17 protein-coding genes are annotated in these 22,535 nt (G+C 43.9%); 11 read left to right on the forward strand and 6 right to left on the reverse strand.

From position 1 onward, the window contains the following. Position 1 precedes the first annotated feature (1 nt). The 3 genes from B5D40_RS07905 to B5D40_RS07915 all read right to left on the reverse strand — a co-directional run bounded on the left by B5D40_RS07905 (position 2) and on the right by B5D40_RS07915 (position 8,438). Positions 2 to 3,490 (reverse strand): UvrD-helicase domain-containing protein, encoded by a 3,489-nt coding sequence (locus B5D40_RS07905; RefSeq protein ID WP_078776489.1) that lies wholly within the window; start codon positions 3,488 to 3,490, stop codon positions 2 to 4. Between the two features lie 3 nt (positions 3,491 to 3,493). Next, positions 3,494 to 7,096, reverse strand: a complete 3,603-nt coding sequence (locus B5D40_RS07910) for an exodeoxyribonuclease V subunit gamma (protein ID WP_078776490.1) — start codon at positions 7,094 to 7,096, stop codon at positions 3,494 to 3,496. A 604-nt stretch (positions 7,097 to 7,700) separates the two neighbouring features. Then, entirely contained in the window at positions 7,701 to 8,438 is a 738-nt protein-coding gene (locus tag B5D40_RS07915) for an HNH endonuclease (RefSeq protein ID WP_158222131.1), read from the reverse strand. Between the two features lie 133 nt (positions 8,439 to 8,571). Here B5D40_RS07915 and B5D40_RS16495 point away from each other — a divergent pair, with 133 nt between their 5' ends. Genes B5D40_RS16495 through B5D40_RS07925 form a run of 3 tightly spaced genes read left to right on the forward strand, consistent with a single transcriptional unit; the run spans position 8,572 to position 10,268 of the window. Next, positions 8,572 to 8,784 carry a DNA cytosine methyltransferase gene (locus B5D40_RS16495; RefSeq protein WP_369832867.1) on the forward strand — a complete coding sequence of 71 codons (213 nt, stop codon included), beginning with the start codon at positions 8,572 to 8,574 and terminating at the stop codon, positions 8,782 to 8,784. Then, entirely contained in the window at positions 8,720 to 9,175 is a 456-nt protein-coding gene (locus B5D40_RS15920; protein ID WP_198951027.1) for a DNA cytosine methyltransferase, read from the forward strand. The genes B5D40_RS16495 and B5D40_RS15920 overlap by 65 nt, the downstream gene beginning before the upstream one ends. Before the next feature lies 1 nt (position 9,176). Then, complete coding sequence (locus tag B5D40_RS07925) at positions 9,177 to 10,268, forward strand: hypothetical protein (RefSeq protein WP_078776492.1); 1,092 nt, start codon at positions 9,177 to 9,179, stop codon at positions 10,266 to 10,268. Between the two features lie 231 nt (positions 10,269 to 10,499). On the opposite strand, the gene B5D40_RS07930 is transcribed toward B5D40_RS07925, so the two are convergent. Next, positions 10,500 to 11,648, reverse strand: a complete 1,149-nt coding sequence (locus tag B5D40_RS07930) for an FKBP-type peptidyl-prolyl cis-trans isomerase N-terminal domain-containing protein (RefSeq protein WP_078776493.1) — start codon at positions 11,646 to 11,648, stop codon at positions 10,500 to 10,502. A gap of 67 nt (positions 11,649 to 11,715) precedes the next feature. Between B5D40_RS07930 and B5D40_RS07935 the strand changes: the two genes are divergently transcribed. The 8 genes from B5D40_RS07935 (at position 11,716) to B5D40_RS07970 (ending at position 19,898) form a co-directional block, all read left to right on the forward strand. Next, complete coding sequence (locus B5D40_RS07935; protein ID WP_078776494.1) at positions 11,716 to 13,401, forward strand: proline--tRNA ligase; 1,686 nt, start codon at positions 11,716 to 11,718, stop codon at positions 13,399 to 13,401. Positions 13,402 to 13,594: 193 nt separating this feature from the next. Next, the gene (locus tag B5D40_RS07940) at positions 13,595 to 14,248 is read left to right on the forward strand and encodes a type II restriction-modification system restriction endonuclease (protein WP_078776506.1); all 654 of its coding nucleotides are present in this window, start codon (positions 13,595 to 13,597) and stop codon (positions 14,246 to 14,248) included. A 1-nt stretch (position 14,249) separates the two neighbouring features. Further along, complete coding sequence (locus B5D40_RS07945) at positions 14,250 to 15,731, forward strand: N-6 DNA methylase (RefSeq protein WP_078776495.1); 1,482 nt, start codon at positions 14,250 to 14,252, stop codon at positions 15,729 to 15,731. Positions 15,732 to 15,780: 49 nt separating this feature from the next. Beyond that, a complete protein-coding gene (locus B5D40_RS16380) occupies positions 15,781 to 16,506 on the forward strand; it encodes a DapH/DapD/GlmU-related protein (protein WP_304529084.1) in 726 nt (241 codons plus the stop codon). A gap of 98 nt (positions 16,507 to 16,604) precedes the next feature. Beyond that, the gene (locus B5D40_RS07955) at positions 16,605 to 17,081 is read left to right on the forward strand and encodes a cyclophilin-like fold protein (RefSeq protein WP_095849536.1); all 477 of its coding nucleotides are present in this window, start codon (positions 16,605 to 16,607) and stop codon (positions 17,079 to 17,081) included. Positions 17,082 to 17,185: 104 nt separating this feature from the next. Beyond that, positions 17,186 to 18,148, forward strand: a complete 963-nt coding sequence (locus B5D40_RS07960; RefSeq protein WP_143394422.1) for a polysaccharide biosynthesis C-terminal domain-containing protein — start codon at positions 17,186 to 17,188, stop codon at positions 18,146 to 18,148. A gap of 12 nt (positions 18,149 to 18,160) precedes the next feature. After that, positions 18,161 to 18,403, forward strand: coding sequence for a hypothetical protein (locus tag B5D40_RS15285; RefSeq protein WP_143394423.1), 243 nt, complete (start codon positions 18,161 to 18,163; stop codon positions 18,401 to 18,403). Between the two features lie 163 nt (positions 18,404 to 18,566). Next, a complete protein-coding gene (locus tag B5D40_RS07970) occupies positions 18,567 to 19,898 on the forward strand; it encodes an MATE family efflux transporter (RefSeq protein ID WP_078776499.1) in 1,332 nt (443 codons plus the stop codon). A 24-nt stretch (positions 19,899 to 19,922) separates the two neighbouring features. Here B5D40_RS07970 and B5D40_RS07975 read toward each other — a convergent pair whose 3' ends face one another. After that, entirely contained in the window at positions 19,923 to 20,819 is an 897-nt protein-coding gene (locus B5D40_RS07975) for a tRNA modification radical SAM protein MnmL/YtqA (protein WP_078776500.1), read from the reverse strand. A gap of 298 nt (positions 20,820 to 21,117) precedes the next feature. Then, positions 21,118 to 22,512, reverse strand: a complete 1,395-nt coding sequence (locus B5D40_RS07980; protein ID WP_078776501.1) for a sugar porter family MFS transporter — start codon at positions 22,510 to 22,512, stop codon at positions 21,118 to 21,120. Between the last annotated feature and the right edge of the window lie 23 nt (positions 22,513 to 22,535).

Genomic DNA, 22,535 nt, shown 5'->3' on the forward strand with positions numbered 1-22,535 from the left:
TTTAATTTTCCTCCTCGCCATTTTTTGCATTTTTCAATTTGCGATACATCAATTCTTTGACCTGTTCAAAGGCTTTTTTCAATGCGGCAAAATTTTCCCATGTTTGGGCATAAATTCCAAAGGATGTGTCCTTTTGGCATCCTCGGAAAAATACGTAATAAACACCTCCGAAGTGTCTTTCAAAAATTTCCTCTTCGCTTTCGTTATAAAAAGATTTGAGCCACTGGATGAGGCAATAGGAATATAAAACCCGCTGAACAGCATAATCGCTATCCACTTTTTCTTGAGTGCCGCTGATTTCTTCATTTCCTACGCCGTAGTTTTCCAACACATCCGATTTCCAGTCCAGAATAGAATAATACTCGCCTCGTTTGAAAAGCAAATCCATAAATCCTTTGCAATAATTTTGCAAATTCTTTTCCAGACCGTCTGCATTCATTTGAAATTCCATTTCCGCTTTGCGATTCGTCGCTGGAATTTCCCGGAGAGAAAAGTTCTTTTCAAGATAACGATTCCCTTGAATTTCTGGTAATTGGGCATTCAGCGTATTCCATACAAAATAAGCAGACTGTTTTTCCCAATCGGCGTGTTTATGAATGGCAAAACCTTCCGATTTAAATTCTTCTTGAATCAATTTGTTGAAGGCAGTATCGTTGGCCGCTGCTTCGGCAGATTCCAAACTTCCGATTTTTTCAAAATCCGTCAGTTCAAAAATCCGGTGCATAGCATTTCCCAACTTGGCACCTTTGGGATAATTTCTCACTCCTTTTACCGTATTTTCTTCAACTCGACGGGCGCTGGGCGGCAAGATAGGAATTGGATTCAAGTCCACTTCGGATACTTGATTTAAAGTGCCGACACTTGTCTCGGAACCATCCGGATGGGAGTTTTTCCCATTGGAGCTGACTTCATCGCTATCATTTTTTTCATTGTGCGAAAGAGAGGAATAGGAATGTTGATAAATGGATTTTGCCGGAAGCGCTTTGTTCAGTTTTTCAATGGGCGCAAAATCTTTCTCAGAGGATGTCTCAGTTTTTCCCTTTACAATTTCTTTTAAAATTTCAGAAGTCTTTTTTTTCAATTCTTGAAAATTTTCCAGAGTTGTAGCTTCTAAATCCTGGGAGTCCACAAATTTTTCATCGATATTCTGCAAATTATTTAAAAATTCCAGCCCTTTTCCCCATTTTTTATAATAGGGCAAAACCAAAAGCGATTCCGCTCGAGTGTAGGCCACATAAAAAAGCCTGCGCCATTCTTCCGTTTCTTCGGACTGGCGTTTCTGTTTTGCGAGAGTATCAAATCCTAAAAACTTTTTGCTTTCAGAACGATAGGAATAAGGACCTTTGGCATTATTATTTTTCCCTGTGAATCCCGCCACCGAAATCACCACAGGGAATTGCAATCCCTTGGAGGCGTGAATGGTCATCACCTGCACGGCGTCAAAATCGCTGCCTTTGGACACCAGATTGCCATCTTCATCGTCTGCATTTTCTTTGGAAAGGGATAGTCCTTCCAAGTGCTTGACAAGTTCATCCAAGCCAGAAGCATTTTTGTACAGGTAGTCAAAAATGTAAGAACCGATTTGCTGGATTTTAGCAAAAGCCTGCAACTTGGAGGATTCGCAAAGATACTTGTCGATTTGAGTGTCTTTGTAAATCTGCTCTTGCAACTGGGCGTAGCGTCTCTTTTTTAAAAGAGCTTTCCATTTCAAAAATTTTCCTATTTCCGGATTGTTGGGCTTGGCAAAATCCTGAGAATCCACCTCTTTAAGTTTATAACGGAAAAAATCCGTCACCAGAGCTGTTTTTAAAAGTTGCTGGTTCTTGCCCGAAAAATCCGGAGCCGCCAACGCTTTTAAAAGCGTTATCCATTCAAAAGCTTCGCGGCCTTTGAACAAATTGGAATCCTTATAACGCACAAAAGGAATGCCCGCTCGCCCCATAGCGGACTCTATCCATTCCAATTCCGTTCGTGTCCGCGCTAATACAGCGATATGGGAAAAACGGAGATTTTCATGTTTATTTTCTTCTTTATTAAAATACTGAAACGCTGTTTTAGAATCTTTCATTGCCATCAGCTGAAGGATTTTTTGAACAGCAAAGTGGGCAAAGTTTTCTTTGGTTGCGTTTGTCGCCCAGCAAATCGGTTTGTAAGCTTCTTCGTTTATTTTTGGAGGAGATACCCGTTCCGAATACTTTGATGATTTAAAATCAATGTCCGTAAAATAATTTCCCGAAAAAAGCGCATTGCAAGCTTCAACCATTTCATTTGTAGAACGGTAATTTGTCGCCAGACGATAGGGATTTTCTTGACAAATCGCATTTCGTGCAGACTTGTAAACCTCCAAATCCGCTCCCTGAAAAGAATAGATGGATTGCTTCGGGTCGCCTACAACGATGATGTAATTTTCGCTGCTATCCAGAAAAACCGTTTTGAAAATATCCCACTGATTTTGGTTTGTATCCTGAAATTCATCCACAATCGCATAGGTGTAATTCTCCCGCAATTTTTGACAAAGCGGGGTGGGCGTTTCTGTGTTTTCTGTGACCACCGCATTGCGAACTTGTTCAATCATATCGTTAAAAGATTGCTGCTTGTTTTCTAACTTTTGCCGCTGGAATTTATCATAAGCATCGCGGATGTGGGTAGCGACAAAATGGTTCATCGGATTGGATTCAAATAGGTTTTCTTTCTGTCGATGTTCATAGAAATATGCCAAAGCTTCATTTAGTTCAGGAGTATCTGTAGGAACTTTTAACTCCGTTCCAAGGCTTGTGAAATTCGATGAATTTTTCTCTTGAATTTTTTCAACAAGAGCCTTCACTTGAATCGGTTGCGATTTTCCTTTTGCTCGATAACTTTTACCCTCATTCTTCTGAAGAATTTCCCAGTTTCTTTTCAATTCTGGATTTTTTTCAAGGCAATCATCAAAATTTTTCGGTGGAATTATGATTTCCATTTTCCCATCATAATTTTTAAGAGCGTTTGCCAAGGTTTCTTGAATGTTTTTTAAATTGACTTTTGCCGAATCATCCTTTTGCAATTCCGCCAGTTCTTCCGCCCAATCATCTCGCATTAATTTGTCAATAAAAAGACTGACAGCGTCATCGCTTACCATATTCAACGCAAAGGGAACGTTGGATTCATAAGCGAAATCTCGGAGGGTCTTTTGGCAAAAGGAATGAATCGTTCCAATGGATGCCGTATCGACTTCGGAAAGTGCTTTGGCAAATTTTTCCTTTGAATTGTTATTTTGTAAGCCCTCTTGCATTTCTGCGCGGATGCGATCACGAAGTTCACCGGCGGCTTTTTCCGTATAAGTCACCAGCAGAATTTTAGAAAGAGGAACGCCAGATTCCACCAGTTTGGCGACGATCTTCCGGATGGTATATGTCTTGCCTGTGCCCGCAGATGCTTCAATGCAAAGATTTTTCTGCGGTTCAAAATTTTCTATAGCAAATAAATTTTCGTTTTTCTTTTCGTCAGTCATTGCTTATTTCCCTTTTTTATTTTCCGCTTTTTCAAAATCAAAATCGGGGAGAAGTTTTTTCATTTTCTCTTTTGCTTCCATCCAGACGGTGGAAAAATTGGTCCTTTCCTCTTCTGAATAAATTCCCGAATCGTAAAGGTCGAATAAATCCTTTCCGGCAAAATATTTCCATTCATCGGCATTGGATAATTCTTCTTTGAATTTCGCAATGGATTCAACGGATTTTTGACGTAAAGAAAAAGGGAAAATTCCACGATAGGATTGAACATTCATTTCGTTGTAAATGTTTTGAAGAATTTCCGTTGCCTTGGCGGAACGACTCGCTTCGTTTTCGAGAACAATCTTTTCTTTAAATTCAATTTCATTTTTATCCTTCACAGAATAAACACGGATTTTCACCTGTTTTCCTTCCCGAACTAGAGCTAGTGCCGCTGCGTAATTTTCCAAATAATCCTTATCTTTAAAGCTCCTGTTTTTTACGCTGATAAGCTCCACTTCATTCCCCTTGCATGCCACAATGGCTACATTTCCTACAAGGGTCCAAGGTTTCTCTTCGCCATTATTTTGTTGAAGAATATGACATTCCACTTTGCACGGCAAGAATTTCCACCCCTCATCCTGATAATCGTCTTTGATTTTAGAAGCAAATTCTTCTGCTTTTTTTTTCAATTTTTCCCAAATCAAATCGCCAAAGGGTACCGCTGGAATTTTTCCTGCAAGGATGAGTTTTTCCTTATCCAGCATTTCCTTTTCCGTCAAGGCAATTCCCAATTTCTGGGACACCAGCGCCTTTAGCCAAGAGCTGTTCTCCAAGGCGTTCAATTCAATGGGCTCCATTGGGATTTTTTCGGGATTTTCTTCTGTATTTTCCAATCCTAAAAGCTTGTTCACCTGAAATGCAAAGGGAAATTCTAAAAATTGCCGAATGGAATAAGCTGTAACCATTTCTGGAAGGTTCTTTCTTTCCAGATGATTTTCAGAGTTTTCTTGAGAATGGATATTTTCGACTTTACTTTGCAGCCTGTTTTCCTGGTTAAATTTTTCTCGGGTCATTTTGTTGCGGTGTTCCCGGGCTGTAAACAATTCTGAACTCGGGCGTGTTTCATCAATGTCTATTTTGATCTCTGGCAGCAATTTTTCTGCTTTAGACAACTCTTCCGAAAGGTTTGGCAGTCTATTCAAAGCCTTTTGCAACGCCTCTTTCAAATCGTTCACCACCGAAGAAGGATAAAGTTCCTCGTCCTTTGGCAAATACATATTCTGGTAGCTGATGTGGAAACTCTCGCCGGTACTCATCAGCTGGCAAAGAAACGCGTAGCGATTTTTTTCAACGGGAGTATCGTCCCCCTTCCAAGGCAAGTTCTTTCGCAAATCCAAAGAATCAAAAGATTGCGCGCCTGGAAAATCTTTTGCATTGGCTCCCATAAAAAAGAGGTGCTTTACGGGAATTGTTCGGTTCGGCGCGAATTTCATAAAGGTGACCCCGTTGATAAAGGGACTTCCGTAGCTGTATTCCGAAGACTGCGCCGCATTTTGTAAAACCTGCGAAATCAAATTCCACGAAATACTTTCCCGATTCAACGCAAACAGATACTTCAAATCTTCAAAAGCCTTGAGAACGCTCTGTAAGACTATCGTTTCTCCGGTCAGATGCTTCGGCGGATTAGGCATTGAAAGCCAGGAATTTAAGAACTCCCGAAAAGAATGGAGAATTTCAAAATCTTCTCCTTGCAATTCCGGCATTTGAATCCAATTTTCCAAGGATTCCACCGCATCTGCAAAACGGTTGAGTGTGCCGTCATCGGCACTTTGCATATCTGCATAGGGCATATATTCGCCGACACAGTTGTCCGTCAATCGGGAAAGCAGCAGACGTTTGACGCCATCTAGCCAATCTTCTTTTGCATTGGATTTTTCCGTATGGTCCCGATAAACGTTCATTCCAGAAATCCATTTTTCCCAATAGGAAATCTCATTGGGGTCAATTCCTCGGGCTTCTTGCACAACGGGATTTCGCATCAGGGCGAAAAATTCTAAACGGCTAAGAGCTTTTTTCTTTTTGACGGCAAATAAGTTTGCCAGTGCGTTTCCCACAAAGGAAGTTTGCGCATCCGAATCCACAATGACAAAGGGGAGATGAACGCCTTCTTCGCTTCCTTTTTCGCATTGATCAAAAACCTGTTGAATTGCGGAACGATAATCCGACAGCTGGGGACACACCACCAAAATGTCGCGAATGCTGGCCCCTTCAAGCAGCAACTGGCAAATTCGAGAATGAATAGCCTCCACTTCACGAATCGGGTTGGGGGCGGCGGTTAAAGTCAGCGAAGAATCGCATTTGGGTTCAAACTCTTCGGAAAATTGATTATCCCGATGGGCGACCATCCGCTGGATTTCGGAAAGCAGCGTTTTTTCTTTTCTATTCAGAGCTTCTTTTTCTTCGCCGTAAAGTTCCAAAGTTTCTTTATAAGGCGCCTGCGTTTTTACCTCTTCGCCAAAACCGCCTTGATAATCGTCTGCAAGGCACCAAAGCCCGATGTTGTCCCGACCGGCGCGCCCCCAGGCCCTCAGCAGCTCGTTTTCCGTCGTGCCCAAATTCTCCAAATCATCACTGGCGTTTCCATTGGCATTGTAAAAAGTCTTGATATCAATTTTCTTTCCCGGCAAATCCTCCCAAAATTCCATGCAAGGATTCTGGATGTAAGCAAAAACTTCATGATTTTTGGCGAAGTCCTGCAAAACCACCCGATAAAATTGCCCCATGCCCGAAAGCCCCAAAATAAAAACGGGCTTGTCTTGGGGAAAAAGAAACTCCGTCTTGCCATTTTTTTGGCAAGCCTTATACATGAAAGGCAACGTTAAATAGGTGTTTTGGGAATCCACCTTTTTAAAAGCTTCCGTCAGCAAGGATTCCGAATTGCCGTTTTGCCTGTGAAAAATTTTCGAGTAAAGTTGGCGTTCCCAACTTTCGTTTTCCATCTCCTTTTTGTTTTTATCCAAAAAGAAAGACTGCAAATTTCCTTCTTTCCAACAGTCCAAAATACCGTTGGCACCGCTCAAAAAATTGCTGGGGCGACTGGTTTCATATTCCAAAAAAAGAGTCGCCATCTTGCTGGAAAAATCAAACAGGCGCAAATCGTCCAATTTCCATTGAATGGTGCTTTCGGATTCCGTGTGCTTAATAAATAGATATTCGGCAACTTTTTCATCCAGTTCTTCGACCACTTTCTTTTTATTTCCATAAAATTTTTCGGCATTGCCCTGAAGATTTCCGCTGAACGCTAAATTTTGAATGTATGCCACAATCACATTGCAGAGCATATCCGCAGACAATTTTTTTCGAATCGTTGTTTCCCCGTCCGAATTTTCAATCGGCTCATCACCCCCCAGAATTTCAAACAAAAAGCGATCCAGCGACTTTCGATTCAAATTTGCCAAAACGCCTTTCTTTTCGGTCCATTTCAAGCGGAACCATTGCTCCAGCTTATAATCCGAAAAAATCAGAACCGGCGCATCGAAGGGATTCTTCCATTTCTTGGAAATTTCGTCAATCATTTCATCGGCTATGGTATCCAAGTTAAGAGCGAATTTCAGGTGTAAAGCCATAAACTTCCTTCGATTTTATATTCAATCCTTCATTTTTATAAAACAAAGATAATCTATTTATTCTGTCACCTTTTGACAAAATGCAGATTTTTTTAACCCGTGAATTCAAATCATTAATGAAACACCCTGATGGTTTGGTTTGCATCTAAAAACTTGAATCTCCAAAAGTTGCGTATGGAACAGACCAATTTCAAAGATACCCAATATCTGCGTATCTGAAGGCCGCAAGCTGTATGACCATAGCGTATGGAGTGAAGTTGACGAGCTGCTTTGCTAGAACCTTAGCCCGAAATAGTCGTCTGGACGTTTAAAACTCCAAAGGAAGCCTGCGTCATCTCCAGAAGTCGTTTATCAGCACGTGTGGAGAGACAAAAGATTGCCCCTTCCCGAGTGTGTTTTATGCTCCTGCGACACCTTTTAACAAGTAGAATGATGTATATTTTGAACGACATAGGTTGCTACCGACTTGAAAAAGCCTGTAACAATCGCTTGGTTTTAGAGTTAATGCTCTTATTCTCGCGTCCTTAAAACACGACCAAAGTTTTTGTGCAGAAGAATAGAGCTTACAACGCACACCCAGAATTGGGCGTGGGTCGTGTGCTTGTTACAAAAGACAATATTCTCGATGATATTGCAAATAAGGCAAGTGACCTTCTTCTAAATGAACGAGTCTTAAGGACGAAGTTAAATTAAAAATTCTTTTATCCTCATTTGATAAAAACTCGGAAAAAATAATTTTTCCTGTTTTTGAAAAAGAGATGTAACCTCTATCGAATAATTTATCCATATTCGGAATCAGCAATAAACCATTATATATATCCAATCTCTGAAGATTGTTTGCTTTTCTCCAAGGCATTATATGCGAAGCCATTAAGAGAGAGTAATTTTGACATTCTGTGACGGAACATCCTTTCCAATATTCAATGAGTTTTTGACGAAATAAGCCTTGTCCAATTCTTGATTTTATTATAGCATCTTTTTCTGTTATATCAAGAGAACGATCATTGTTAATGTGGCTGTTTTCTGACAGAATTGAATCTTCAATTTTTTTCTTGTAATCCGAATTTATATATTCGGCGAAACGTTTTAAACCAGAAACGATATCGCTAACGCCTTTTAATGTGTTATATCGATCCCGCTCAGAAATCGTTTGCTTTAATTCGTTTGCGATGTCCGATATTTTATCAAACGTTAGGGTCCCATCTAATTTATAAAAATGGGATATATATCGTAATCTTGTTATATAGTCGTGGTATGTTTGCCGATTTTTGAAAAGATTGTTGTCTACCATATAGTTAAAAAAATCGGTCTGTTCGTTAATGAAATCTTTTTCAAACGACATACAATAAATTTCCTTTATTTGTTTTGAAATATACATTTTTTCAAATCTCGTTTCATTAGGCGATGCCAAGAAGATTATTGAAACCGACTTTCGCAACATCGACAAAGGGTATTGCGTTGTTGATGCCCAAGTTTTGAAGGCATGGGAATATGGCGTTCCTCAAAGTCGCGAGCGTGTTGTTTTCATTGGCATTTCTAGAAAGTACGCTAATCCCAAAATTCTTGCCGACATAGAAAAGAATTCTGAAAAATCGCCGTATTATCCGTACCCGATAAAGACGCATGGAGAAGGTCTTCAAAAAAATAGTGACTTGCAAGCAGGCGTTTGTCCATTTAAAAGAACCTAAAGAATCCTACGACAAATCTCAGCAAATTTTTTCCAAGGCAAAATATTATGGAAAAATGCAAGGCAGTTCTGAAGTTGATCTAGATGGCATCGGCCCTACAATTCGTAGCGAACATCATGGAAACATTGAATATCGCCGACTGAGCGTAGAACATGGTGGCAAGCATGATGAAGAACTGAAAAAAGGTTTGGCAGAACGCCGCTTAAGCGTTCGTGAGTGTGCAAGAATACAGACTTTCCCGGATGATTATGAATTCATCTTTAATGACGGAACAAATAAAGTGAGTTCTTCAGAAGCATATAAAATTATTGGGAATGCTGTTCCTCCTCTTTTAGGATACGCCATCGGCTATCGCCTTCAATCCATTTGGAACGACTTGTTTGGAGAATAGTATGTCTATTGTTGTTGGCGAAAATCTTATCTGTGATGCAGCTACACTAAACAATTTTGACCATTTACTTTCTTGCGCCAAAGAAAAATTGCTGAAAAATTCGACCCATATAGCAAAAGGCGATTTTTGGAAGACCTTTGAAATGGAAGTTCATCGAGCTCTTGTCGCATCCAAAAATGATGTAGGATTGGCTCATTGGAAAATCGAATATATCGGTGGACATAAATTTCCTGACATTGTAGCAAGAATAAACGAGAAAGAAGCTCTCGGCATAGAAATCAAGACGATTAGTACGAGAAATAAATCCTGGAAAATAATGGGTGGAAGCATTATGGAATCGACACGAATTCCTGATGTTAGCCGCATTCATGTATTTTGCGCAAAGCAACAACCTTTTGAAATAAAGTACCGTTCATTTGAAGAATGTGTAGAAGATGTAGCTGTCACCCATAGCCCCCGATATATGCTGGATATGAATGTTGATCACAATAATTCGTTGTTCACAAAATTGGGTAAAACGTATGACGAAATACGTCAAATGCCGAACCCGTTTGAAGCATTCAAGGACTACATGATCGCATCACGAAACCAGCGAAATAGCGACAATGAAGACACCGGCTTATGGTGGTTTAGCCCAAAGGCCGAAGAGTTTTCAAATCAGGATTTGGCAGAGGAAAAATTTGCAAGCACGTTGGTTAATATCAATGTGAAATTTTGGAAGGACCTTCCTCAAAACGAAAAAGAACAAATTAAGGTTGAAATGCTTGTAGCCTCACCTAGCATTGTTGAAGGAAAATATGAATTCGCTTGCCAATGGCTATTGCAACGAAAAGGCATTGTCTGCCCATCATTCCGAGACAACTTTTCTGCCGGCGGACAAGTCAATGTATATGGAGTCCGGGTTCCAAAGATAATCGGCAAAATTTTTGAATGGAAATTGAAAATCGCAGAAACTTTCAACGCAAAGGAATTTTCGTTAGAGTCGTTTTACTACTGGGAAGAACGGCTAAATTCGATTTCAAAATTCAGTGAAAGCGAAAAAAAGGTCCTTCAACGAATTTTGAAGGAGATTGAGGTCAAAATCAAGAACTAGCAAGAACACCTGAGGGATGGCGAAATTAAAAAACGCAAGTTGCATTAGCAATGAAAACTCGCGCTTCTAAAAATTATTTTGGCAAAGTGGTTCGGCTAGTTCGACAAGCGGCTGTTGAGCCTTGGTCAGTGAGCGGTTCAAACTAATCGGAGCGTTCACCAATACAATTCTTATGCAATATCCAAAAAAAGCCTGCATTACGCAGGCTTTCCCTTCTTCTCTAGTAGAAATTTACTTGGTCGCCAATTTCTGGAGTTCCGCCTTAATAGAATCTTTCTGCGCTTCAAAGCTCTTGAAAGTCATCAGGGAACCGTCCGCTTTGACGATATACGCCTTGGGAACATAGCCGTCGCTGTAAAGTTCGCCAAATTCACGGGACTCGTCAAAGAACACATCGAACTTGGCTTCATCCAATTTGAACTCTTCGATAAAGGCGCGAATCGAACGTTTGTTATTGCCACCGCTCGCCATCGCAATCGTTTTAATTCCCTTATCCCGATATTGGTTAGCAATTTCCTTGACTTCCGGCATCGCATGACGGCAATGCCCACAAGTCGTCGAAAAATAGAATACAAAGAGAGGGCTGCCGGAATATGCTTCCAAATTTTCCGCAGAGAGATTGATGCCCGTCGCTTTGACTTTGAAATTCATTTTGGCCTGAGTTCCGTCGGCAAGAGTGTCTCCGCGGAGAGGTGCAATCGCTTCTTGAAGTTTAGCATCCTCTTCTTTCTGTTTTTCAATCATCGCTTTGCGCTGTTCCAGAATTTTTTCCCGCAAACGCTGACTAACCGCCTGCAAAGTATCGTTCGAAAGCTGGAGCTGCTTTGTCGTGTCGCTCGCCTTGGCGCGGGAATCTTTTAAACCCTGCTTAAACGCCGCCATATTCATTTCTACAGCAGCCTGCTGCTTGATGGAACCGAACTGGGAGCCGAACTGGACGCCGAGCAAATAAGACGCCCGATTAGCCTGTTCCGCGGACATCGGATCGGGTTTGGCCGGAGCCTTCACGGAAACCGTCGTATCGGTGCTGTCCTTTTTGGGCAGGGGCGCATTTGCCGCCATTATAGACTGCGCACGGGAATTCATGCCTTGCGCAATCGTCACCATGATGGAATCCGAATACTTGATTTTGAATGCGGAATCCGTCACCATCTTATAGCCTTCATCGACCGCCGAGAAAAATTCGGGTTCATCGATCGTGAACTCGAGCTGTTTCGTTTCCACCATATAAAGCTGGTTTCCAAACTGGGAGCCAAGCATATACGCCGTTTTCACATCATCTTGTGCATCCGGACCGATTTGAACCGAAGCCTTATCCGTTGAGTTGCAGGCCACAAAAGCCGCAACCGAAGCCATCAACGCAACCGTGCGAAATTTCATTTCTATGCCTCCTTGGCATGATTTAAACTGCCGTTAAAGTAGCAATTTTTCTAGCTTTAGGTGCACTATGAAGCTTTCAAAGTTCTTTTACACCACCCTCCGCGAAACGCCGAGCGATGCCACGATGCCAAGCCACATCTTTTTGATGCGGGGCGGCTATATCAAGCCCCTTTCCACGGGCATTTACAGTTACCTTCCTATGGGCTTTCGGGTTCTCAAAAAAATTGAAAACCTGATCCGCCAAGAAATGAACGCCATCGGAGGAATCGAAGTCGATTTGCCCGTCGTGCAGACGGCGGATCTCTGGAATGAATCCGGACGCTATACCGCCATCGGCGAAGAGCTGCTCCGTTTTAAAGACCGGAACGAGCACAGCATGGTACTCGCCATGACTCACGAAGAAGCGATGACGGACCTTGTGCGCTATGTGGTTTCGAGCTACAAGCAGCTCCCCTTTATGCTCTACCAGTTCAAAACGAAATATCGCGACGAAGCAAGAGCCCGCGGCGGACTTATCCGCGTTCGTGAATTTCTGATGAAAGACGCTTACAGTTTCCACACGTCTCAGGAAGATTTAGACGCCCACTACGAACTGGAATACAAAGCTTATCAGAACATTTTCCGCAAAGTCGGCATTGAACCCGTTATCGTCCAATCCGACACGGGAATCATGGGCGGGAAAGTCGCTCACGAATTTATGCTCGACACGCCAAACGGCGAAGACTACCTGATTCTCTGCAAACACTGCGGATACCAGGCGAACCGTGAAATCGCCACATTTGAACGTACGCCATACCAAGGCGACGCCAACGCCGCACTCGAAAAAGTCGCGACCCCACACGCCTCCACCATCGAAGACCTGTGCCAGTTCCTGAACGTCAAACCCGAAGCCACCGCCAAGTGCGTATTCTTCGACTTCAACGGAAAGCTCGTCACCTGCGTCGTTCCGGGAAATCTGGATGTTTCCGAAATCAAGCTGCACAACCTGCTCAAAGCCAAGGAACTTTACCCCGCCGAAGATGCGCTCATTGAAAAATGCGGCATGGTTCCCGGATTTGCCAGTCCTATCGGCGCACACGATTCCATTGTCGTTATCGATACGGCGCTGGAAAATTCCTACGATCTGGTCGTCGGGGCCAACGAAAAAGGTTTCCACTACATTCACTGCAATCCCAAGCGGGACATGGCGAATTATCAAATAGCGGACATCGCCGAAGCCGAAGAAGGTTGCAAATGCCCAAAGTGCGGCAAGCCGCTCTCCGAAACCCGAGGCATCGAACTCGGCAACATTTTCAAGCTCGGCACCAAATTTTCTGTTAGCATGAATGCAACTTTCTTAACTCCGGAAAGCAAAGCCGAACCGATCGTCATGGGTTGTTACGGAATCGGCGTCGGGCGTCTAATGGCGAGCGTCGTCGAAAACAGCCACGACGATTTCGGACCAATCTGGCCGAAATCCATTGCGCCTTTCCAAGTGGAAATCGTGAACATCACCAAAGATTCCGAAGTCGCCGACAAACTGGAAAAGGAATTGGAAGATGCCGGTTTTGAAGTCCTTGTCGATGATCGGGATGAACGCGCTGGAGTCAAATTCAAGGACGCCGACTTGTGGGGAATTCCGCTCCGCATCGCCCTCGGCAAGAAGGGACTTGAAAACGGACAAGTCGAATGGAAACCGCGCGCAGAAAAAGAAATGACAATGGTCAATCTTTCGGATGTCGTTGAAAAAGTGAAAGCATTTTACAGAGAATAGTCTCTGCATTTTTTCGGAAAGCTCCGCTTGAGCGGGGCTTTTTTTGTGGAATTTTTTTCCATCTCATTTATCATTGTTTCGCTTGGCTTCATAAAAATCAAAAGGATATTTCTGCATATTTTTGCATCTTTCATAGAACTTTTTATTATAAAATCCATGGAGACAAAAAAAACAAAATATGTATAATGCAGATATGAAGAAAGATTTGACCATAGAACGTTTACAGAAAGAGGCAAGGCATTTTTCAAAGCAGGTATCAAATCATGACGATCCGTCACTGTTCGGCGCGACAGACGGAATGGCTGTGGGAACGTACCTCGAACACCGTTTCAAGAATTTTCTTGCGCAAAACTACACGTTCGATTCCGGTAATTCTGCGAGCGGCATAGATTTTCCCGGTCTTCTGGTGGATATAAAAACAACGAGCATCACGCAGCCGCAGTCTTCATGCCCGTTCAAATCCGCACGCCAGAAATTATTTGGCCTCGACTACGCGCTTTTGGTATTCGTTTATCAGAAAGAAGACGACACGCAGAACAAAACAAGCAGGCTGAATATTCTTCATACCATTTTTGTGGAAGCAGACAGAACAGCGGATTATCAGCTGACATTGAGCATTCGTCATATTCTTGAAAATAATGCAAACAAGGACGACATCGTCGCATTGTTCAGTGATAAAAATCTTCCAGTCGATGACATAACGGCGGAAAAATTAGCGGAAGAAGTTCTCGCAAATCCCCCGAAGCAAGGCTACCTGACTATATCAAACGCGCTGCAATGGCGACTTCAATACAGTCGCATCATTTCTGAAGCGGACGCAGTTCCAGGAATACATAGGTTGGTTTAAAATGGAAAAGAAGAAAGAATTCGGGGACTTCCAGACGCCCACTGTCCTTGCAAAAAAAATGGTGCAGATTCTCAAAGCAAAAAATATCTCGCCTGATGTCATCATTGAACCGACGTGCGGCAAGGGAAGCATTCTTCTTGAAGCGGATAAAATTCTTTCTCCGAAAAAATCGCTTGGCATTGAAATCCAAAAAGAATATGCGGACACACTTTCGACGATTGCCAGGAAAACAACAATGGTTCTTCATGCGGATATTTTTACCAGCAGCGAAGCGATAAAAGAATTCATCGGCGACAAAGAAAATCTTTTGTTCATCGGAAATCCGCCGTGGGTAACCAATTCCGAATTATCGGCGCATCAATCGAACAATCTGCCGGAAAAATCGAACTGCGACAACTTTCGCGGAATTGAAGCAATTACAGGAAAAAGCAATTTCGACATTTCGGAATATATCATCCAAAAATTAACAGACGAGTTTTCGCACAAAAAGTCGGTCTATGCGTTTCTCTGCAAAACGAGTGTCGCCAAGAAAATCATGGCAAAAATCTGGAAGCAAAATCGTCTGTATAAAAGCGCGGAACTTTTCCCCATCGATTCAAAGAAATATTTCAACGCTGCAGTTGACGCCAGTTTTTTCATTCTCGACTTTTCAGAAAAGAATGCGGCGGCTGAAATGACAGCGTACGATTCCATTGAAAATGGAATTCCGAAATGCAAAAGCGGCTGGATTTCCGGTGTGTACTTGGAAGACGTTTCAAAGCGAGATTGTCTAGAAATATACGGAAAAAGCGCATTTGTGTGGCGCAATGGAATAAAGCACGACTGTGCGAAAGTCATGGAATTTTCTGTTGCTAACGGAAAACTTTTCAACGGCTACCACGAAAATGTGCAGATTGAAGAAGACCTTGTTTTTCCGTATCTCAAAAGTTCCGATATTGCAAACGGACAAACGACGCCGAAAAAGAAAATCCTTGTCACACAGAAGTGCATAGGTGAGCCTACTTCATTTATCGAATCAAAATACCCAGCGGTATGGAAATATCTTCTGGCTCATTCTATTGACTTTGAAAAGCGCAAAAGCGTCATCTACAAGAACAAAAGCCGCTTCGCCATTTTTTCAGTTGGAGAGTATTCTTTCAAACTGTATAAAATCGCCATTTCGGGCTTGTATAAAAATCTAAATTTCCGGCTGATTGAGCCGCATAACGGAAAACCAATTTTGCTTGACGACACGTGCAATTTCATTTCGTTCGAAACAAAAGAGGAAGCGGAATTTATCTTAAGTTTGCTGAACAGTCCGCTTGTTGCGGAATATCTAAATGCGCGAATTTCATGGGATTCCAAACGCCCGGTAAAAACGGAAATTTTAAATTCCATCGACCTTTTTCAAGTAGCCGAAAAATTGAAGCAAGAAAAAAGATACTCTTCTTTTTTTCGGAACTTCGAACAACTGCAACTTCCTTTTACTTCAAAGTCCTCTTAATTTTTTACGTTGTGCGTAACAAGATATGCCTTCCAAGCATATCCCCCCCATGAAAATAAAGCATTTGTTATGGGAACTTTGGGTATGTATCTTTTTATCATTCTCCTTTTATCAACCTGTATCAAAAGGCTTTCGAATGAACTTTTCAGAATTTAAAAACGCCATTAAAAAGCGGGCCTACATCGAATCCGCTTCTGAAATGCACATCCACATGCACGAGGCGGCGGAGCGTTCAAGACGGATTACGGCTGAAATCAACGGCGGCTTCCACACGGCGGACGAGTTGCGGGAACTGTTTTTCACTCTGACCGGGCAGCCGGCGGACAAAACGTTCGCGCTGTTTCCGCCGTTCTACGCGGGCTACGGGCAGAACATCACAGTGGGCAAAAATGTCTTCATCTATTCGGGGTGCTGTTTTCAAGACCACGGCGGAATTGAAATCGGAGACGGTTCACTCATTGGACAGCAGGTTGTCATTGCCTCATTGAACCACGACTTAACGCCTGACAAACGTGGGAATATGATTCCTTCTCCGGTGAAAATCGGAAAGAACGTTTGGATTGGCGCGCACGCGACGATTCTTCCCGGCGTGACCGTCGGTGACAATGCAGTTGTTGCGGCGGGCGCGGTTGTGACGAAAGATGTACCCGAAAATACAGTCGTCGCCGGAGTTCCCGCAAAGGTAATCCAAAAAATTGAGGTGAAAAATGAAAAAGATCATACGGATTTATGCGCAACTAACGTTGCTCGCCAAAAAAAACGTGAAGACCGTTAGGTCTGAATCAATCCGTTTATTAAATACATTTCAAAACAAGCTAGAAATGAAAAAAGTAAAACCCGAAATGGAATCTATCGAATAAATTGAGGTGAAAAATGAAAAACAAATTGAAAATCATCCTGTTTCTTGCGTCTCTGACTATCTTTAGCGTATCTGCCGGATGTGCAGAAAACTCTGGAACGAACAATCCAAACTCAACCTCGGAGGAAATCAGCGAGATGTTTGTCACCATAAACGGCAACAAACTAAAAATCACGCCTGCGCACAATTCGTCGGTGGAAGCACTCGTTGCCATTTTGAAAACGGACGACATCACCTACACAGCGGATGATTACGGCGATTTTGAAAAAGTGGGAAATATCGGACACAGCCTGCCTCGAAATGACGAAAGCATTACAACGCAAGCGGGCGATGTCATTTTATATCAAGGCAACAGCATTTGTCTGTATTACGGCACGAATAGTTGGAACTTTACGCGGATTGGAAAAATCGAAGGATATTCCGCCGATGAACTTTGCTCTCTTTTAGGCGCAGGCAAGGGAGAAGTGAAAGTGACGTTGAGTTTGCAGTGAAAAGAATAAAGTTTCATTTTTTACAAATAAAATGTTTTTCAAATCTCAAATGCTTTGACTGGCGTTTGTTTTTATCCGTGTTTGCATTTTTGCTTGTTCCGGCGATGTATCAGACAGTAAAGACGCTGATTATTTCCGTGAACAGCAGCGCAGAAGTGTTCGATGTCATCGGGCAAATGGAATGGTTCGATTTGATTGACGAAACGCTTCGCGCGTTTTTGATTGTTCCGCTGTATGCCATTTTGAACGAAGCCTTTAAACGAAAAGATGATTTTGCGCAGATGGTTTTTAAATCGCTGCTGTTTGTCTTTGCGCTGTATGCGTTGTTTTCGATCGGCGTTTTTGTTTACGGCGGTTCGCTTATCCGCGCAATGAATCCTGACGGAATGAATGTTGACGCGGTAAAGAATTATTTCCGCCTTGAGACGGTTGCATTCGTCGTTGGAATTGCAACGTCATTTTTTCAGGTTGTGTTTGTTGTCGTGGGAAAGGACGTGAACTTTTATTTGTTCCTTGCGGCAAAATGCGTTCTGTCTGTCATTGCGGATTTTATTCTGATTCCGCGGATGGGAATTTACGGAATTGCCGTTTCAAACATCACCGTAAACGCAGTTCTTGCGGCGGTCTGCTTTGTTCTTTTATCCCGGCAAAATTGTATAAAGCCGTCCTGGTTTCAAAAGAAGGATATTTCCGTTTTGAAAGACTGGGGCAGAATCGGAGGATTTTCGGGCGTTCAGCAGTTCATCAACAATTTTATTTACGCCGTCATGATTTGCAAAATGGTGAATATGGTGGCGGAGCAGGGAAATTATTGGATGGCGAACAATTTTATCTGGAGCGTTCTTTTGATTCCTGTTATGGCGCTTGCCGAAATGATTAAGCACGATTGCAAGGACGGTTATGCAAAACTCAACCAAAAAGCGTATTACGTTATTTCGCTTGCGGTGATTGTTCTGTGCGCGGCGAGCGTTCCGCTGTGGAAGCCGTATTATTCCGTTCTTGAAAAACTGCCGGATGGACGGGCGGATGCGGTATTTTCGATTACGCTCAAACTTGCGCCGTTTTAGATTGCCTACGCGGTGTGTTCCATTATTTCAAGCATTTTCAACGGACTGGGAAAAACGCATTTCAATTTCATCACGTCGCTGATTGTGAACTTTGTGTATTACGGAATTTTCTTTGCGCTGTATAAAGCCGGGAAAATCACGTTTACAATGGACACAATCATCATGATGTTCGGCTTTGGAATGGTGGTGAATCTCGTTATAACGTTTATAGAAGAGAAAGTATTTTTGCGCACCAAAATCAAAACAACGGTTTAGAACCGAAAAAATGCGATTTTCCCCAAAAAACGATTTTCCAAAGACATATTTGAAGCTGCGTAATTCAACAAAAAGGAATATGTTTTTTCCTGTAAACACAAAAATTTTCAAATCCGCATAAACCCCTCGCATTTTTCTATCTTGCATCCAAAAGGAATCTCGTATGGCAGATCTTGTCAAAGACCGCGGAATTCTAAGTCTATCCTGGCCCCTCATCATCACTTTCGGAATCGGCGTATTCCAGCCGATGATGGACAGCTGGTTCCTTTCCCGCACAAGCGAAAGCGCTGCCGCCGGAGTCGGTGCCCTGATGCCGATTCTCGGCACGATTTTCATGGCGATTCAAGCATTTTCACAAGCCGGAGCCAGTATCGCATCGCAATTTATGGGAGCCAATGCGAACAGCCACGCCCGCACCACAATCACCATGGTCATTCTAGGCAGCATTCTCTTGGGATTTTCCATGACGCTGCTCGTTTTGCCCTCGTCCCATTGGATTGTCGAAGCCATGGGACTCTCCGGCGACACGGCAAAATTCGGCGTTGAATTTTTACAGGTCGTCTGCTTCGGCTTTCTTTTTCGCGCATCGCAAACTACGCTTACGGCACTCATCGCCACCCACGGGCTCACTATTTGGAATTTAATCGGCAACGCCATCACCATCGTATTCAATATCCTTTTGAACATCGTTTTTTTGGAAGGTCTTTTTGGCATTCCCCAAATGCACGTCAAAGGCGTCGCGCTGGCCACCGCCCTCTCTTGGGCCTTTTCCAGCTTGGTTCTCTGGCTCGTTTTGCGCTACAAGATTCGCCACAAGACCAAAATGACCGAAGTGAAAAGATCCCGCGCCATTCTCGGCGACTGGATTCGCATAGGCCTTCCCGCCGCCGCGGAACCGGTCAGTTTCCAGTTGTTCCAAGTTTTCATTACAGCGATGACAGTCCATCTGGGAACTCTTGCGGTGACCGCCAAAGTCTTCAGCGCAAACTTCGCGATGTTCGCTATTATTCTGGGAGTCGGGCTAGGCAACGGCAACCAGATTTTAGTCGCCCATCTCGTCGGCGCACACGATTATAAAAAATCGAACCGTCGCACCTTCCAGTCCCTCTTCGCCAGCAGCTCCGCAGGATTTGTCATCGCCTTGATTGTCGCCCTTTGCGGTCCACATCTCATGCGCCTTTATACGGACAATCCCGATGTCATCGCTCTCGGCTCGGCATGCCTCTGGTGCGATGTCATTTTGCAGCCCTTTAAATCGGCCAATGTGATTTTAACCGGTTCCCTTCGCGCCGCGGGTGATTCCAAATTTCCGGCGATAGTCGGAAGCCTGATGATGTGGACTTTAGGCGCGGGCACCGCCCTTTTTCTCGCTTTTGTTTTAGACCTCGGCTTAATCGGCCTTTGGCTGGGAATGGCGAGCGACGAATTTTACCGTTCCTGCGCAAACTTATGGCGTTGGAAAAGCGGACGCTGGAAAGCGGCAACGGTCATCTGATTTTTCTCTTTCGACAAAACAATTTCAGCCGATATTTTGGGCAAGTAAAAGTCGTTCAACTTGCGACACAATCCTATTTCTGTCCCCCGTCCAATCCGGAGCGACAAGAGTCTCGTTCTGCGCCTCGCCGCTAAAGCGTTCTATCGCGACATCCTTTCCGACAATCCGAATAAAGCGCGCCACGGCTTCGCAATAAGCTTCAAACGAAAGCAGTTCAAATTCCCCGCGACGATAGGATTCTGCCAGACGCGTGTCTCGGACAATATGAAGCGGATGAATTTTCACTGCCGAAATTTCCAAATCCCGAATCACTTCCGCCGTTTTTTCAAAGTCCTTCAAAGTTTCGCCCGGCAATCCAAGAATCACATGCGAAGTCACCCAAAGGCCTGCGGAATGCGCCCGCTTCACCGCATCTTCAAATTCCGCAACGGAGTGCCCACGGCCTATCGCCTTTAACGTTTCATCGTTCGCTGTCTGCAAACCCAATTCCAAAATGACCGGCTTTCGGGAATTTTCGTACTCCAAAAGTTCCATCACATCAGGTGGGAGGCAATCCGGGCGCGTTCCTATCGAAACCCCGACGACCTCGTCCGAAGCAAATGCCGGTTCATAAATTTCCCGCAGACGCTCCACAGGCGCGTAGGTATTCGTGTAAGGCTGAAAATAAGCGAGAATTCCCGCATCTTTATATTTGCGGCGAATCCGCGGCAGATATTCCGCCATCTGTTCTTGCACACTTTGTCCCGCCTTGTCCCAAACCGGGCTGAAAGATTTGTTATTGCAATAACAGCAACCGCCAAAACCTCGCGTTCCATCCAAATTCGGGCAGGACATTCCCCCGTTCAACGGCAACTTTCGCACGCGTTTCCAGGAAGGAAAAATTTTCGCCAAAAATTCTCGATAAGTCGTATAAGCCGGCATGGGTGCAAATTTACAAAAAGGAAGCGTTTAATTCTCTACAACGGAATTTTATCCGGCGACATTCTCATGCATCAATGAAATCCTATTTTCATTGCAGACACTTTCATTACACAAACACATCCACCTAAAAGTTCCCGTCGTCCGGCGGGAACTTTTTAAAATGGAAAAGAAATTCATTTTTCAGGCGAGTTTTCTGTCGTATATGACGAGGAGTCCTCTTTTTCTTCGCCGTTTTCCCCATACAAAATGCAAAAAGGCGCCCCCTTTCGGAGCGCCCATGAAATTCTCGCCATCCGATTTACATTTCTTCCAGCTGCTTGCCCTTGGTCTCCCGAACAAATTTCACGACAAAGAAAATGCTGATCAGCGCGAACGCCGTATAAAGCAAGTAAGTCTGCCCGACGCCAATTCCCGATTTCCCAGTAAGAATCGGAAACGACCAGCTGACCAGAAAATTCGCAAACCATTGCGCAAGCCCACAGACCGAAATCGCGACCGCACGAATACGGTTGTTGAACATTTCCCCGAGCATCACCCACATGACAGGTCCCCAGGTCATCGCAAAGAATGCCACATAGAGATTCGCGGCAATCAGTGCGACCACGGCGCCTCCGCCCAAAGAGCCGTCCGCTCCCGCATTCAAGAAACACAGGGCGAGAGTACCTAACGTGAATGTCATGCCGATACTGCCTATAAGGAGCAGCGGTTTGCGCCCTATTTTATCCACCAGAAGAATGGCAAAAACGGTCATCACCATATTGATGGTGCTGTTGATGAGGCTCGAAAGAAAGGCGTCGCTTTCCCCAAATCCCACGCTCTGCCAAAGCATGGATCCGTAGTAGAAAATCACGTTGATGCCGACAAACTGCTGTAAAACGGCAATGCCCAAACCCGCCCATAAAATCGGAGCGATACGCTTTTTCCCCGAAGGCAGCATTTCCAGCAAATCCGAAAGGCTGTGGCGTTTTTCTTCGCCAAAAGATTTTTGAATTTCGGCGACCTGTTCGTCCAACTGATCCGCCTGAATTTTGCTAATCACACTTTTTGCTTCTTCCAGCTTACCCTGCGAAACCAGATAGCGCGGCGATTCCGGGAGTTTTAATGCGGCGACTCCGTACATCAGCGAGGGAATGATTTCAATCCAGAACATCAATTGCCACGCTTTGATTCCTCCAAAAATGCAATTATTCGCGCTACCCGCAATCCGCAAAATCACATAGTTTGACAGAAGCGACGTAAAAATGCCCACCACAATCGCCATCTGCTGCATGGAACCCAAACGCCCGCGCAAATGGGCCGGAGCCGTTTCCGCGATATAAATCGGAGCGATGATGCTCGCCATACCAACGCCAATGCCGCCGATGACACGCCAGACAATAAAATCCGCAACGCCAAACGGCAACCCGGAACCCACAGCACTGACCGTAAACAGTATCGCCGCCGCCAGCATGCACTTCACGCGGCCAAAAGCGTCTGCCAGTCGTCCGGCAAAATAAGCGCCGACTGCCGCCCCGATAAGCGAAAGCGCCACAGCAAGCCCCAGCTGCGAATCCGTCATGGAAAAGTGAACTTTCAAAGCCCCGTTCGCCCCGTTGATGACGGACGAATCAAAGCCAAACAAGAAACCGCCCAAAGCAGCGGCCATCGTTATTTTAATGACATGTCTAATAGATATTTGAGAGGTGGATTCCATAAAAAGCCTCCGTTAGAATTTGC

It is taken from the genome of Fibrobacter intestinalis (genome assembly GCF_900167415.1).
Taxonomy (GTDB): Bacteria; Fibrobacterota; Fibrobacteria; order Fibrobacterales; family Fibrobacteraceae; genus Hallerella; species Hallerella intestinalis.